At 39.6% G+C, this 14,959-nt stretch carries 17 protein-coding genes and 1 other RNA gene; 3 read left to right on the top strand and 15 right to left on the bottom strand.

Translation table 11 applies throughout. From position 1 onward, the window contains the following. Positions 1-26: 26 nt before the first annotated feature. Entirely contained in the window at positions 27-1,175 is a 1,149-nt protein-coding gene (locus FFM66_RS04935; protein WP_137605182.1) for a VanZ family protein, read from the bottom strand. A 116-nt stretch (positions 1,176-1,291) separates the two neighbouring features. On the opposite strand from FFM66_RS04935, the gene FFM66_RS04930 reads away from it, so the two are divergent. Then, positions 1,292-1,612 (top strand): hypothetical protein, encoded by a 321-nt coding sequence (locus FFM66_RS04930; protein WP_137605181.1) that lies wholly within the window; start codon positions 1,292-1,294, stop codon positions 1,610-1,612. 65 nt (positions 1,613-1,677) lie between these two features. On the opposite strand, the gene FFM66_RS04925 is transcribed toward FFM66_RS04930, so the two are convergent. The 8 genes from FFM66_RS04925 to FFM66_RS04890 form a co-directional block, all read right to left on the bottom strand. Beyond that, positions 1,678-1,890, bottom strand: coding sequence for a hypothetical protein (locus FFM66_RS04925; protein ID WP_048605215.1), 213 nt, complete (start codon positions 1,888-1,890; stop codon positions 1,678-1,680). A gap of 11 nt (positions 1,891-1,901) precedes the next feature. Beyond that, the gene (locus FFM66_RS04920) at positions 1,902-2,261 is read right to left on the bottom strand and encodes a hypothetical protein (RefSeq protein WP_137605180.1); all 360 of its coding nucleotides are present in this window, start codon (positions 2,259-2,261) and stop codon (positions 1,902-1,904) included. A gap of 124 nt (positions 2,262-2,385) precedes the next feature. Next, complete coding sequence (locus tag FFM66_RS04915; protein WP_137605179.1) at positions 2,386-3,024, bottom strand: HD domain-containing protein; 639 nt, start codon at positions 3,022-3,024, stop codon at positions 2,386-2,388. A gap of 33 nt (positions 3,025-3,057) precedes the next feature. Then, complete coding sequence (locus FFM66_RS04910; protein WP_137605178.1) at positions 3,058-4,557, bottom strand: carboxypeptidase M32; 1,500 nt, start codon at positions 4,555-4,557, stop codon at positions 3,058-3,060. 5 nt (positions 4,558-4,562) lie between these two features. After that, positions 4,563-5,738 carry a THUMP domain-containing class I SAM-dependent RNA methyltransferase gene (locus tag FFM66_RS04905; RefSeq protein ID WP_137605177.1) on the bottom strand — a complete coding sequence of 392 codons (1,176 nt, stop codon included), beginning with the start codon at positions 5,736-5,738 and terminating at the stop codon, positions 4,563-4,565. Between the two features lie 363 nt (positions 5,739-6,101). Further along, positions 6,102-6,467, bottom strand: an RNA gene (rnpB, locus tag FFM66_RS04900) — RNase P RNA component class B. Positions 6,468-6,485: 18 nt separating this feature from the next. Next, a complete protein-coding gene (gene gpsB, locus FFM66_RS04895) occupies positions 6,486-6,905 on the bottom strand; it encodes a cell division regulator GpsB (protein WP_048605209.1) in 420 nt (139 codons plus the stop codon). A gap of 85 nt (positions 6,906-6,990) precedes the next feature. Beyond that, positions 6,991-7,533 (bottom strand): SLOG family protein, encoded by a 543-nt coding sequence (locus tag FFM66_RS04890; protein ID WP_048605208.1) that lies wholly within the window; start codon positions 7,531-7,533, stop codon positions 6,991-6,993. Positions 7,534-7,596: 63 nt separating this feature from the next. On the opposite strand from FFM66_RS04890, the gene recU reads away from it, so the two are divergent. Further along, on the top strand, positions 7,597-8,229 hold the full coding sequence (gene recU, locus FFM66_RS04885; RefSeq protein WP_048605207.1) for a Holliday junction resolvase RecU: 633 nt from the start codon (positions 7,597-7,599) through the stop codon (positions 8,227-8,229). A gap of 27 nt (positions 8,230-8,256) precedes the next feature. Next, positions 8,257-10,551: a PBP1A family penicillin-binding protein gene (locus FFM66_RS04880; RefSeq protein WP_171000797.1), complete on the top strand. Its 2,295-nt coding sequence runs from the start codon at positions 8,257-8,259 to the stop codon at positions 10,549-10,551. A 44-nt stretch (positions 10,552-10,595) separates the two neighbouring features. On the opposite strand, the gene nth is transcribed toward FFM66_RS04880, so the two are convergent. The 6 genes from nth to FFM66_RS04850 all read right to left on the bottom strand — a co-directional run bounded on the left by nth (position 10,596) and on the right by FFM66_RS04850 (position 14,941). Then, positions 10,596-11,249, bottom strand: coding sequence for an endonuclease III (nth, locus tag FFM66_RS04875; protein ID WP_048605205.1), 654 nt, complete (start codon positions 11,247-11,249; stop codon positions 10,596-10,598). After that, on the bottom strand, positions 11,249-11,947 hold the full coding sequence (locus FFM66_RS04870) for a DnaD domain-containing protein (RefSeq protein WP_048605204.1): 699 nt from the start codon (positions 11,945-11,947) through the stop codon (positions 11,249-11,251). Before FFM66_RS04870 ends, nth begins: the two co-directional genes overlap by 1 nt. Before the next feature lie 130 nt (positions 11,948-12,077). After that, positions 12,078-12,464: a RidA family protein gene (locus tag FFM66_RS04865; protein WP_137605175.1), complete on the bottom strand. Its 387-nt coding sequence runs from the start codon at positions 12,462-12,464 to the stop codon at positions 12,078-12,080. Beyond that, entirely contained in the window at positions 12,442-12,894 is a 453-nt protein-coding gene (locus FFM66_RS04860; protein WP_137605174.1) for a Fur family transcriptional regulator, read from the bottom strand. Before FFM66_RS04860 ends, FFM66_RS04865 begins: the two co-directional genes overlap by 23 nt. A gap of 149 nt (positions 12,895-13,043) precedes the next feature. Continuing rightward, a complete protein-coding gene (gene cysK, locus FFM66_RS04855) occupies positions 13,044-13,976 on the bottom strand; it encodes a cysteine synthase A (protein WP_137605173.1) in 933 nt (310 codons plus the stop codon). 104 nt (positions 13,977-14,080) lie between these two features. Continuing rightward, positions 14,081-14,941: a glucosaminidase domain-containing protein gene (locus FFM66_RS04850; RefSeq protein WP_048605200.1), complete on the bottom strand. Its 861-nt coding sequence runs from the start codon at positions 14,939-14,941 to the stop codon at positions 14,081-14,083. Between the last annotated feature and the right edge of the window lie 18 nt (positions 14,942-14,959).

The following is a 14,959-nucleotide window of genomic DNA, read 5'->3' as shown; positions in this document are numbered from 1 at the left end:
ATTATAGCACAATTTTTAGCGTTCACCTATTTTTCTTTAGTAGAAATCGTACTGATCGTATAGGTATGGCTGCTTCGTTCATAAAATAATTGACGTCGTTTTTTCAAAAATGACCATAGAATCGTAATCAGAAAGACAAGCTGTAAAGCGACACCGGTCAGCGTTATAAGAATAGAAATCACCATCAAAAAATGATTTTTGCTTTGAACAAAAGGAGCAAGTAAGGCAGTGAAACGACCGATTCCTCCGTAAAAGAAGTACAAAATGCCGTAACGTTTTACCAAGGAACTGAAACGGATTCGTTTGTCTCCCTCCACCACTTGGATACGAACAATTTTTTTCCCGATAGTTTGTCCATTGCAAAGATAAGCAAAGCAGACGAAATAAAGAAAGACTTCAGCAAAATACCAGCCTAAAGAATTGGTGAAATTGATGGAATAGTCCTTGGAAAACCAACGATACATAATCAGAATTATTAAAGAAAGAATCCGTAGAAATCCCCAATCCAGCGCAAATGCTACCAATCGACGGAACAAGGTTACTTCTTTGCCCTTTGCATACGCAAGCTGATCGATTTCTTTTCGACTCGGCAGCACAAAAGTCAGCAAAGGTTCAATGACAAAACCTATCAGTCCACCTAACGTATTGTGAAGCAGATCGTTCACATCTGCCAATCGATACGGCCGCGGATAAATAAAATATAATCCGGTATATTGCGTCACCTCAAAGAAGAGAGATAACAAGAAACTTAGTAGAATTGTTTTGATCAAAGAAAATTTGAAGTAATACCGCAAATAAACCCCAAAGGGCACCACCAGTAAAATATTAAATACTGGTTCTAAAAACACATTTTGCTTCATCGCCGGCAAGTAAGTAGAGGGATCACCGAGAGATAAAACGGTCTGCTGCAAAAAATGTTCAAAGCTTGCACCAAGATGCCACTCTACCGTAGGAGTGGTATACTGTGCCACCTCACTGATCGGCGGTAGTGGCAGAATAACCAGGAAAAAAGCACACAAGAGATAAAAAATAAACGAATATAAGATAATTGCGCGGGATAATACGAAAGTTCCATATTTACGGTATTCATGAATAAGAAAAAAAGCAGAAAGGAATAACGCTAAAAATGGAAAAATTACGATTGCCCATTTAATTGGTACGATATAGGCAGACATTGGTTCCCTCCTTTGATAAAATTAATAGGATTTTTTTGCTGATTTTTTCACTCCTCAAACGCCTCTATTTCCCAAAATCTTTCCTTTGAAGTATGATAGAAATAGGAGGTGGTTTGATGTTAAATGTATATTTTGCTTTAGGTGTCCCTGTTTTTTTACTCCTTCTCTATTTAGGTATCGCCCTTTTTCGCAGAAAAAAAAGGATTCCCTATTTAGGATTTGCTCTTTTTATTATTGCCGGATTTCTAACGGCTTTCAGCTTTCAAGTAATCCAATTTGCGTTCCATCAGTTACGAACGATTTCAAAACTAAATCTTGAAGCACAAATTGGTTATCCAATCGTTTTACTAGGATTTCCCCTTGTTCTTGGCATTATTTTAGTAGTTCTTAATATTTATCGCGGCTATCTTCGAGTAAAGGGTACACAACACAAGTAAGGGTCATCCTCTAAATGAATGGGTCGAAAAAAGGCTGGAACAAGCGCTGTTCCGGCCTTTTTGAACTACTCTGCTTCCGTTGTTTCTGAAACAAACTGCTCTTTTTCTTCCTCATCGAGTTTACTGATTAAATAATCAAAATCCGCAAGCGAAATTACCATGGCATCCACGTCATTGTTTTCATCAATCAATTCCAGTGCAGCATACTCATCACCGACATTTTGTAAAAGATCAATAAAATTCCGATCGCTAAAGCTTATATATTCCGTTCGTTTCATTTTATCACTTCCTAATCAACAAATTCATAATATTGTATCTCCAAAGTAGCAGAAGTTTCTGCCAATTTGGACAGTGTTGCTAAATCCAGCAGAACGAACCCTTCATCTACGACAAAATAAAAATTGTCTTCCATCGCTTCTTCAATGTAAGGCAAAATTTGATTTTCGTCCCCTTGATGGGCTGACTTCATAACAGCCGCTCGTGAGTATAGACGATCATCCGTCAGCAAAAAAAATTCTTTTTCATACTTATAGACCGCTGCTTTGTAAAAACGATCTGAGAGCTGACCTTCGATCACAAAAAAGCACTCTCCGACATGGGGCAAAACACTCAATAATTCTTTTGGCTTCAACGCCTGCTGATAAAACATCCTAAATCCTCTCCTATAGCTTGATTATAGGGGAAGTTTCAAGAAAAATAAAATAATTGAGGTTCTTCATTAAGAAATAATTAAACAAACAGCAAAGAGGAAAAAAATTCTCTTTTTTCTTCAATTAATCCGCCCATTCTTGATAAAATTCTGCCAAAAAATCTGTCATGAATTTCTTTCGTCGCATGGCTTCTTCTTTACCTAATCTTGTATTCATTGAATCAGCCAAAAGAAATAGTTTTTCATAGAAATGATTGATAACAGTCGATCCTTTGCGATAGGTCGCTTTATCTTGATAATTTTCCGGTTTAATCTCAGGATCATAAATAGGATGACCGTGAGAACCGCCAAAATAGGCAGTGCGCATAATCCCCAGTGCCCCCAATGCATCCAACCGATCCGCATCTTGAACGATTTGTCCTTCTATCGATAAAACGGCTTTTCCTTTTTCCAACTCTCGAGAAAAAGATAAGTGGGTGATGATATACAAGATTTCAGTGACTTGTTCTTGCGTCAGCGTAAGAGAGTGCAGAAAAGCCTCAACCTCCTGCAACGCTTTTGCCGAATCAGCCACCACTTTATCATCGATGGTGTCATGTAAAAGTGCAGCGCCTTGAATAATCAGCGGGTCACCAGACTGCTCCTCTGTGATTTTCCTAGCCAATCTTGCAACACGTTGGGCATGATCAAATCCATGTCCGGTATGATCCTGCCCTAAACGCATTTTTGCAAATTCTGTGATTTTTTCGATTTGTTTGTCCATGCTAACGCCCCTATGATTTCTATCGGCTATTTCTTAATCTTGTACCTTGTAGACAGAATAGTAGATTTTTTTAAGGTAATCAATCAGATATTGCGGATTCAAAGCTTCACCAGTTGCATCCAATATCAATTGATTTGGTTTGCGAGAAGCCCCATATTGATGAATGTTTTGACACAACCAGTTTTTGATTGGTTGATAGTCCTCAGAAGCAAGCACCGCATCAACATCGAGGTCTTTTTTCATTGCATGGTGTAATTGCGCCGCATACATATAGCCTAACGCATAGGATGGGAAGTAACCAAAACTTGCCCCAGACCAATGTACATCTTGCAAAATGCCTTCCAAATCATTTTCTGGTCGAATTCCCAAATATTCTTCGTATTTTTGATTCCACAGTTCTGGCAATTGATCAACAGTTGCATCACCATTAAAAATCAGTTTTTCTAATTCATAACGAATAATGATATGCAGCGGATAAGTCAGACTATCTGCTTCGATTCGGATTAGGCTTGCTCTTGTCCGTTTCAATGAATCATAAAAAGCATCAAAGGACACATCATCAAAGGTTCCTTCCGCACATTCTTGGAAAAATGGGTATTGTTTTTTCCAAAATGCACGATTGCTGCCGACGATAATTTCATTAAACAAAGATTGTGATTCATGAATCCCCATTGAAGCCCCTTGGTGAACAGGTGTATATTCATACTTTTTATCAATATCTTGTTCATACATACCGTGACCCGCTTCGTGAATTACACCAAAAATTCCCATTGAAAAATCGTGTTCATTCCACCGAGTTGTTAAACGGACATCATTATGATTGATGCCAGTGGCAAAGGGATGGATTGTATCATCCAAGCGTCCACGGGAAAAATCGTAACCGAGTTCTGTCACCACTTTTGTAATGAATTTTCGTTGTTGCTCTTTGGTCATCTTCCGTGAAAGAAAAGAAGTATCTGGTTCGGTTCCCTTTTCTGCCAATGTTTTACGAATAGCCATAATCCCATCACGCAGTTGAGCAAAGACTTGATCTAAGATTTCCACCGTCATTTTCGGTTCATACTGATTCAATAAAACATCGTAATTGGTCGCTTCGTCTTTTTTCCAGTAAGGAATCAATTCTTTTGTCAAACGGATATTTTCAGATAATTCTTCTCGAAAATCAGCAAAATCCTTTGTTTTACGGGCTTTTTGCCATGCAGCATGCGCTTTTGATGTGGCCGCTGAATGTTCCACCATTTTTTCTGATGGAACAGCTTGGTTCAAATCATAGTCTTCTTTTGCAACCATGTAGGCAGCTTTTCCAACTTCAGAAAGTTCTTCTTGATGATCAGAAAAATAAGTCAAGGCTTCTTTCATCTTAGGTCCGATCATTTTATCAAAATAAAGTCCATAAAGATAACTGTCCACCTCGCTGCGTTCTTCACTTGCCGCTTCCGGCATTCCTGTTTGAGAATCCCAATCCAAAATAGCGAAGGCCTGCATCAGTAAATTCATTTCTTTTAATTCTTGTAAAAATTCTTGTTCCTTCATTTCTTTCAGCTCCCTACTCTTTCATCCTGTATTTTTTTAGGCGGACGTTGCCCCCAATATTGGAAGAAATCCGTTCGCAAAGCCCCGTTATATAATTTACGTTTTTTGGTGGCTTTTTCCCCATAAAATTCCTCAAAGAGCAAATCACTTGTCAAAATGTACTTACTCCATGTTTTCAAAGGGCGAAACACCTCGCCCATCTCCTGATACAATCGGCGGACACTTTCTTCTTCCCCTAAACGTTCTCCATAAGGGGGATTAGCAACGATCACACCGTATTCTTTCTCTGTTTTAAAATCCTTGACAGCTTGTTGCTTAAAAACAATCGAATCACCTAATCCAATTTCTTCCGCATTGGCTTGGGCAATTTCGATCATTTTGCCATTGATATCGGTACCCATGATATCCAATACATAATCGTAATCTGCTTGAGCTTCAGCATCTTCCCGAACTTTTGTAAAAATTTCTTTAGAAAACCAATCCCATGATTCGCAAGCAAAGGCGCGGTTAAATCCAGGAGCGATATTATGACCGATCAAAGCGGCTTCAATACAAAGTGTTCCTGATCCGCAAACTGGATCAACGAAAGGACGGTCTCTACGCCAATTCGTCAACATAACTAAAGCTGCTGCCATATTTTCTTTTAACGGTGCTCCACCTTTTTCTAACCGGTAACCACGTTTAAACAAGCTTGGTCCAGTGGTGTCTAGTGTCACTAACACGTGGTCTTTTAATAGCGCAACTTCCAATTGAAACAAAGCCCCAGTTTCTGCTAAGGGAACGGTCGCTGGACGATGATAAAATTCCCGTAGCCGGTTTACGATTGCTTTTTTTGTGATTGCCTGACAATCCGGTACACTGTAAAGCTTGGATTTGATGGATCTTCCTGCAACAGGAAAAGCGGCATCCAATGGGAGAAAATCTTCCCACGGCAATGCTTTGACACTTTCAAATAATTCATCGAAACTGAAGGCGTCAAATTCACCAACAACGATTTTAACCCGATCCGCTGTTCGCAACCATAAATTTGCTTTGGCAATTGTTTCCATTGTTCCCTTGAACCGCGCCCGACCATTTTCCACCTGACAATCGATTCCTAAATCACGTAATTCTTTCCCTACTAAGGCTTCTAAACCACTTGCAGCTGTCGCAAGCAAGTGAAATTCCTGATTATTTTCCATGAGCACTCCTTGTTCGTTTTAATGTATTAAATTTTCTTATAGAAAATTTCGTTTTATTCTCACACCGTATATCATTCCACTAGACTTCTTAGAATAAGTGGAACTGACATCCTTGTTCGTTTTAATGTATTAAATTTTCTTATAGAAAATTTAATTTTATTCTCACACCGTATATCATTCCACTAGACTTCTTAGAATAAGTGGAACTGACATCCTGAAATTAGTGGAACGGGCATCCTTGTTCGTTCTGATATACTAACTTTTGTTTGTTTCACTTTTTTTATTTCCAGATTTTCCAATAAAAAAGCCTTAGTTACAAAAAAAACCTTCCATTTTGGAAGGATTCCCTGAATACCTGTGATTTTCTGTAAGCCATGTTTTGTCCGACTACTTCTCAGGGAGTAAGCAATCGGGGTAATCATCTATCTGCAAAAAATTGCCCTCTTGGTCCGTTCATTTCCGTCCAAGAAGCGCCCCTACCATCGTTTGGGTTGCTCGCTCGAGGGGTTTACCGCGTTCCACCAACGGAGTTTCCTCCAGTTGCTTCGTCACTGTGGCACTTTCAAGGATACTCCAGCATAGCCGAAACCTTAGCTTGTTTTTCCTGCCGTTACATAAACATGTACCTTGGCTTATTTTTTCGCCAAGCACGAACACTACAGACATCTCAGTCTGTGCGAGCATGGACTTTCCTCAGCTTGAATACTCAAGCCGCGATTACCCGAAAATCACAGAATGTATTCTTAATTAAAATTGACGCGTTTTTTCATTGTCATCACTATCATCTGCCTGAGAATAGTTTCGGCTGAAATTTTGTGAAGAACGTGTCGTTTCATTGCTATACGCATCTTGATCCAATTTTTTGCCAAAAACTTCTTTTTCAAGATTTGACAAACGTTTCAAAATGTCAAAATTGGTGACCGTTTGACTCTTAGGCGCTTCTGTTTGAACACGAGCAGTTACTGCTTGGCTCTTGGATAATTGAGCAACTTTGGCATTCAACCGGTCATTTTCTTCTTGTAAAGCAAGGATTTCTTTGTTGTAGCCTTCATAATCCTTGATGATGTTGTCTAAAAATTCATCAACCTCAACAGGATCATATCCCCGCATCTTTGTTTTGAATTCTTGTTGTAAAATGTCTTTGGGACTGTAAATTAAATTTGCCATCTTTTACACCTCATTAGTTTTCATCGATTCATTCAACTAGCTTTCTAAATTATTTTATCAAAAAATAGCGAGAAATCAAACAGAATCACTCATTTATTACATTTTGTAAATCATCCATTGTAATTTTATCAATAAGATAAGGATTATTCTGTGAAAATTCCATTGCTTCTTTAAGAAAATACTGTGTTTTTCCAGGAAATTCTTCATCATAAACCATAATCACGCCGCCAGAATGCTCTAGAAAAAAACGTGTATGGTTGCGTAATTGGCTCGGATTTTTATATCCTTCATGACTTGTTGCGTTCACATAGTCGGCTTTGCTGCGAAGTTCAAACAGTTTTTCCCGATTTTTTTCGTTCCATTGTTCTCCAAATCCCTCGAACGGAAAAATCAGACCCAACTTTAAAGAAGGATACTCTTTCTTAAGGGAAAAAACAACCTCTGCTCCCCAAAATTCAGTTCCTAAATTGCCACCAATCAAGATCCACTCTAATCCCTCATCCAAATAACGCAACAAAACATTTTTTATACTTTTCTTAATGATTGCGATTTTCGGGTCTTTTTCTTGAAAAATCCCTAATTCATAGCTGCGATAACCGGTTAATAGCATTGTTTTAATGGTTTCCATGGCCGATACCTTTTCTTTCTAATTCTCTTTTTGGTATAATGACTCGGTAGGAGCGTGAAAAATATGGTTTTAAGATATCCTAATGGGCAAATCTATTCCAAAAATCCTTCACAAACTAAGCATACACAAACCGTTAAAGAAAAACAACGGGCAGTGGACTTTAGTAATCGTGGCATGCGATTTGAAGAAGCCATCAACCTCAGTAACGAGTATTATCTTAATCACCAATTAGCAGTGGTTCATAAGAAACCGACCCCCATCCAAATCGTAAAGGTCGATTATCCTCGACGCAGTGCTGCAGTTATCAAAGAAGCCTATTTCAAAGAAGCCTCAACCACCGACTACAATGGTGTTTTCCAAGGACATTACTTGGATTTTGAAGCAAAAGAAACGCAGAATAAAACCTCATTTCCTTTTAAAAATTTTCATGACCATCAAATTCGCCACATGAAAAATTGTTTGCAGCAATCTGGCGTGTGTTTTGTCCTGCTGTGGTTTTCAGCATTAAATCGCTGCTTCTTTTTGGATAGCACACATTTGATCACACATTGGGATCTGCAAAAAAGTACGGGAAAAAAATCACTTTCCCTTTCATTGATTGAAGAAATCGGTATTGAGATTCAACCGGGCATTGCACCAAGAATTCCCTATCTCGATGCTGTTCAATACCATTTAGACAACAAAGGAGTTTTGTAAATTATGCCGAATGACAGTCAATCTCGTATGGCAAGACGTTCTACAGGAAATACAACAGGAAACAAAAAACCACAACCGAAGAAAAAACGTTCGGTAGGTTCCGTGATTCTAAAAATTTTCGGTGGATTGATTATTTTAGGCTGTATCGCCTTTCTATCCGGTTTGGGATTATTTTGGTTCTACGCAAAAGATTCACCAAAACTTGTTGAAAGTGAGCTGGATGCTGCCGCTTCTTCAAAATTCTACGCTACAAATGGTGACCTTCTAATGGATTTAGGTTCAGAAAGTCGTGATAAAATCGCGCCGCAAGATGTTCCTCAACTATTGGAGGATGCGATTGTTTCAGTGGAAGATCGCCGATTTTATAAACATATCGGTGTGGATCCCATTCGGATTGCCGGTTCTGCCCTGTCAAACGTCACCACTGGCGGGTTGCAAGGTGCCAGCACTCTGACTCAGCAGTTGATTAAGCTTTCTTTCTTTTCAACGAAGGCTTCTGATCAAACGCTGAAAAGAAAAGCACAAGAAGCATGGCTGGCTTTGCAATTGGAACAGAAAAAATCCAAGCAGGAAATTTTGACCTACTATATCAACAAAGTGTATCTTTCAAACGGCGTGTATGGAATGGAAACCGCAGCAAAAACGTATTACAACAAGGAATTAAAAGATCTTTCTCTTGCTCAGACCGCATTGATTGCCGGTATTCCTCAAGCACCAAGTTATTATGATCCTTATCAAAATCCGGAACAGGCCAAGGAACGCCGAGATACTGTTTTGTATACCATGTTGGACAACGATAAAATTACCGAAGCAGAATACAAAAAAGCAAAAGCTACAAAAATCGATGATGGTTTGGTTGATTTTGAATCCTTGAAGAAAAAAGCAGTTAATTCAAAAGTTGCTGACAACTATATCAAAGAAGCAATTGCTGAAATTTCAGAAAAAACTGGGAAAGATGTGTACACTGATGGCTTAGAAGTTCATTTGAACATTGATATGAATGCGCAAAATCGGTTGTATGATATCGTTAATAGTGAGGACTATATCGATTACCCTGATGAAGAAATGCAGGTTGCCAGCACATTGGTGGATACAAATTCAGGGAAGGTTTTAGCACAAATCGGCGGACGGAATATTTCTGATGATGTGGTGTTTGGATACAACCGCGCGACGAACACCAGTCGGGACTTTGGTTCAACGATGAAACCAGTCACTGATTACGGTCCTGCCTTCCAAGAATTAAAATACTCTACTGGTAAAACGATTGTGGATGGTCCTTATCAATACGAAGGCACCGATATCGATGTAAAAAACTGGGATAATCAATATATGGGCTCCATCAGCCTACGAACCGCATTGTATGAATCTCGAAACGTTCCGGCGGCGAAACTTTTTGATGAGATTGGCGGCGATAAAGTTGCTGATTTCCTCAGTGGTTTAGGAATCAGCTATAAATCCATCGTTCAATCCAATGCGATTTCTAGTAATACGGATACGCAGGATGGTACAAAGTACGGAGCTTCGTCCTTAAAAATGGCTGCGGCTTATGCAGCATTTGCCAACGGCGGTATGTATTATGAACCGCAATATGTCAGCAAAATTGTTTACCAAGACGGCTCTGTGGATGAATTTAAACCAAGTGGTAAAAAAGCCATGGATGAAGGAACTGCTTATATGGTGACGGACGTCTTAAAAGATGTTATTACTAAAGGAACCGGTACGAATGCGTTGATCGATGGCTTAATTCAAGCAGGAAAAACCGGAACTTCTAACTATACAGATGATCAATTAGAAAAAATCGGTCAAACGCAAGGTGTCTATCCCGATATTACTTTCGTAGGTTACACACCACAATATTCATTATCCGTTTGGACCGGTTATGATCAGGATGAAAAGCTGACACCAATTACCGATTCATCTACCCATGTTGCCACTGATGTCTATCGTGAATTGATGCAGTACGTTTCTGCAAGTGCGGACAATAAAGACTGGAAATTGCCTGATGATTTGATTCGTGTAGGCGGCGAATTGTATTGGGAAGACAACTATCAACCGCAAGTTGTGCCATCCTCTACTTCGACGACAACAACGGAATCAAGCAGTTCAAGTACCGAAAGCAGTACGACCAGCGAGAGTTCCACAGAAAGCTCTTCAGAAACGCAACCATCGTCATCATCCAGTGAATCAAGTTCACAGCCAGAAACAACGCCTCCTTCCAGCAGTGTCACTGAACCAAGTAGCAGCTCTTCGGAAGAAAACAACCCTGGAGGCGACCCTGGTAATAACGAAAATGGTGGCAATAATGGTGATAACGATTCATAAGAGCCAAAAAATCACTGACCCAGAAAAAGCGGTCAGTGATTTTTTTAATTTATTTTCCCCTTCATCCGTTCTTTTCCCTCTTGACACATGAACAACAGTGGACAACTGGCACATTTTGGGGCGCGCGCAGTACAATGGTAGCGGCCAAAGAAAATCATCGTATGATGGGCATCAACCCATGTTTCTTTAGGAAGTTTGCGCATTAAGGTCTCCTCTACCTCGAGAACCGTGGCATTCAGTTTACAAATACGCAATCGTTTAGATACTCGTTCTACATGGGTATCCACTGCAATTCCAGGCACCCCAAACGCATCCCCCAATACCACATTTGCCGTTTTTCGACCGACACCGGGCAACTGCATTAATGCTTCGCGGGTTTTAGGAATTTTACCCTCAAAATCCGTCAAAAGCATCTTCGCACAAGCTTTAATGTTTTTAGCTTTATTGCGATACAATCCGATAGTACGAATTTTTTCAATGATTTCTTCTAATGGTGCTTCTGCCAATGCTTCCGGTGTAGGAAAAGCTTGAAATAAAGCAGGCGTCGCTTTATTGACAGATACATCTGTCGCTTGTGCACTCAAAATTACTGCAATCAATAGCTGAAACGCATTTTCATGCTGTAACTCGCCATGGGCATCGGGAAACATTTCAGCCATCAAATGAATGGCTTCTTGGGTTTTTTCTTTACTTAACATTAGTCATCACCATCTAACCAATTATGTAATGAAACTTTGGGTAATTGTTTTGTTGCAGTAGGTTCTTTTTGCATTTGCTGCCGTTTTCTTCTCTTTCGTTCCGCATCGACTTGCTCTTTCGTGTTTATCTGGTTTTTTTCCCAGCTCAATAAAATAGAGTCGATATAATTAAAGTTATATTTTTGATTCAAAACAGCTTCCTTTAATGCTAATAAAATCAACTCTGGACTGTAATGGTCTTCTTCTAGCCATTGCCCGATTCGTTGATATTGAATCGGTGATAAAGTACGCCCAAATTCCTCTTCAAAAGTTCGATACAGTGTAGTTACCTTATCTTCTTTTTCCTGATTCACTGTTTGTTGTTGCTGTTGGGTCATTAATTGTTCTAGCTTATCAAATATAAGTTCAAAGTTATAGCGATCATTTTTTTTTCCATAAACATCTGTAATCGTTTCAATCGTAAGAAATTGTTTTTTTACTAGTTGATTCAGCAACAGCAAAATTTCTGGCTGTTTCATCTGTAAATCATCTGCCACGATGGACAAGTCGGGAAAATCATTTCCCATTTGATGATGGCGATAGAGCTGTAGCCAAAACAAAAATTCTTCATTCGTCATACCGATTCGACGGTAATTGGCTAAAATAAGGTTAGCAAGAGTCGTTTGTCCGCTTTCCAAGTAGTCTTTTAAAGATATCATGCACTTCTCCTCTTTCTTTCCCTAGTATACTTCATAGCAAAAAAATTCACTACTCAAAGCCTTATCAAAAAAGGATTGCTACCGGTAATGGGCAGCAATCCTGCTTTTTAAAGCATCCCTATTTTCAGATTTATCGTTGAGGAACAGCCGCGATAACTTCTACCTCAACTAAAGCATCTTTTGGTAATCGTGCAACTTCGATTGCTGAACGGGCCGGAAAATCACCTGCAGAAAAGGCTTTTCCATAGACTTCATTAAAAGAGACGAAATCCTCCATGTTTTTCAAAAAACACGTGGTCTTGACCACATCTTTTTCTGCTATCCCAGCTGCTTCTAAGATTCCATGAATGTTTTTAAAAACCTGTGCAGCCTGCTCTTGAATCGTCGTTCCAACAATTTCTCCCGTTTGTGGATCTAAAGGAATTTGACCAGAAGCAAATAAAAAACCATTGACGATTTTCCCTTGAACGTAGGGTCCGATCGCAGCGGGGGCATTAGATGTTTGAATTATTTTCATCACGTTTCTCCTTACATTCTGGACATAGTCCATAAACTTCCAACCGATGCTCATTGATTTCAAAACCTGTCAACTGACTAGCCGCCATTTCAACATCCTCAAGTCCCGGATAATAAAAATCAACGATCTTGCCGCAATTTTGACAAATCGCATGATAATGCGGCTTTGATGAAAAATCAAAACGGCTAGAGGCATCCCCATATTTCATTTCCTGAACAAAACCGATATCGGTAAACAAGCGTAAATTATTATAGACTGTTGCGACACTCATATTAGGAAAATCGGCAGCAATTGCTTGATAAATTTCATCGGCTGTAGGATGGGAATGATGTTTTACCAGATAGTGTAAAACGGCATACCGTTGAGGAGTGATCCGCACATTATCTTTTTTTAATTGTTCAACAGCTTGTTCAAGCACTGAACTTTCCATCTGTGCTCCTCCTATTCCTTCCATTTAGTATTCTCATCATACTATTTTCAAGCTAAAATTTCTAGCTTCTACACAAAAAAAGACAGCCGGAAAAACAAAATTTATCTTTGCTTTTTGCTGTCTTCAATAAATTTGTTGTTCACCTTTTCTTATTTCTCATCAAATTGATAAAGAGCGGTAGACAAATAACGTTCTCCATTGTCCGGAACGATTGCTAACACGCGTTTGCCTGCACCTAATTCTTTGGCAACCATCAATGCTGCATTGATTGCTACGCCAGAAGAAATTCCAACCAGGATTCCTTCCTTGGTTCCCATTTCTCGTGCAGTTGCCATTGCATCATCACTAGTGACTGCAAGAACTTTATCATATACGCTGGTATCCAATGTGTCCGGTACAAATCCAGTTCCGATTCCTTGGATTTTATGAGGACCAGGACTACCTCCTTCTAAAATCGCAGATTCTGCCGGTTCAACACCGTAGATATGGATTTGCGGATAGACACGTTTCAATTCACGTCCAGCCCCAGTAATCGTGCCCCCAGTTCCAATTCCCGCAACAAAAGCGTCTAATCCTTGTACACCAAAAGCTTCTTGGATTTCTTTCCCAGTTGTTTTTTCGTGGATATCCGGATTTGCGGGATTTTCAAACTGCAAAGGGAGGAAATAGCCATGTTCTTTTGCTAATTCTTTAGCCGTTTCAATCGATTTCTTTATCCCCTCTGCACCAGGTGTTAAGACCAATTCTGCTCCATACGCCTGCATTAATTTACGACGTTCAATACTCATTGTATCCGGCATAACAATAACCACACGATACCCTTTTGCCGCGCCAACCATCGATAAACCGATGCCCGTATTCCCTGAAGTTGGTTCAATAATTGTGTCTCCAGGATGAAGTTTGCCTTCTGATTCTGCCTTTTCAATCATGCTTAATGCAATCCGATCCTTCACACTACTACCAGGATTAAAAAATTCCAGTTTTACATAAACATCTGCTGCACCTTCTGGAACCAAATTATTCAACTTCACGATAGGTGTGTGTCCAATCAACTCGGTAATAGATTGATGTACTTTCAACATAGAAATTCCTCCTTATTTAACTAATTTAATCATAACCAATGTCTTGCGTTCTTGCGAATATTTTGCATTAAAAAAAGCCAAGTTCAAAACTCGGCTTTCCCTCTTTAAACAGATAATTGTTGTCCAACCATAATAACATCACTGGTTAATCCATTCATCGACATCAATTGATCGACCGTTAACCCGTAAGATGAAGCAATATCCCACAATGTATCCCCAGAAGCCACCGTATAGGTTCCAGTACTTGTAGAAGCTGAAGCCGTTGTTGTTTGTGCGGTCTCTGTCGTTTGTGTTTCCGTCGTCGCCGATGGTGCTCCATTAGATGGCGTATCAAATCGCGTCAAATTATAGGCTTGAATCAACCAATTTAATTTTTGATTGTAGCCGGGATCTGTTGCATAACGACCAGTAAGATACGCAGTCGCATCCATATAGCTGGAAGTATTACTTTTCCATGTTCCTGAATAATGGGCAGTACCGGTTGAAAAGCTCGTGCTGCGCAATACATTCGCATGGTCTTGGAAAGATTCCCAATATGAGTTGTATTGACGGAAAGGCTCGTTCATCGTTACCCATTGTCCATTTAGATATTCTTGCGTGGGCAGATAAACCGACTGTCCATTGTAAGAACCTTTGACCCCAAATAAATTATAGTAAGGAGCACTTCCTAACATGGAGGTTCCATTACCGCTTTCTAATAAAGCCTGTGCAATCATCACTGAAGCATAAAGATCATTGGCACTTGCTACTTCTGCTGCTGACCAGCCGATTTGCTCAATAAATGTATTCACATCATTTGTTGTTTGATATTCGGCAGCACTAGCGGTTGCAGGATTCAAAGCTAGGACGCTGGGGGTTACCAACAAACCCGTTCCAACAACTGTCGCAATCGATTTTTTATTTATTTTGAATGTTATGGCGGTTTTCGCCTGGTGTCGTTGACTTCTTGTTTGATACTGATTCATAGAACAACCTCCGTAAGT

It is taken from the genome of Enterococcus songbeiensis (assembly GCF_005405265.1).
Lineage (GTDB): Bacteria > Bacillota > Bacilli > Lactobacillales > Enterococcaceae > Enterococcus_C > Enterococcus_C songbeiensis.
Note: the sequence above shows the minus strand (reverse complement) of the source record. Positions and strands in the feature narration are given on the sequence as shown.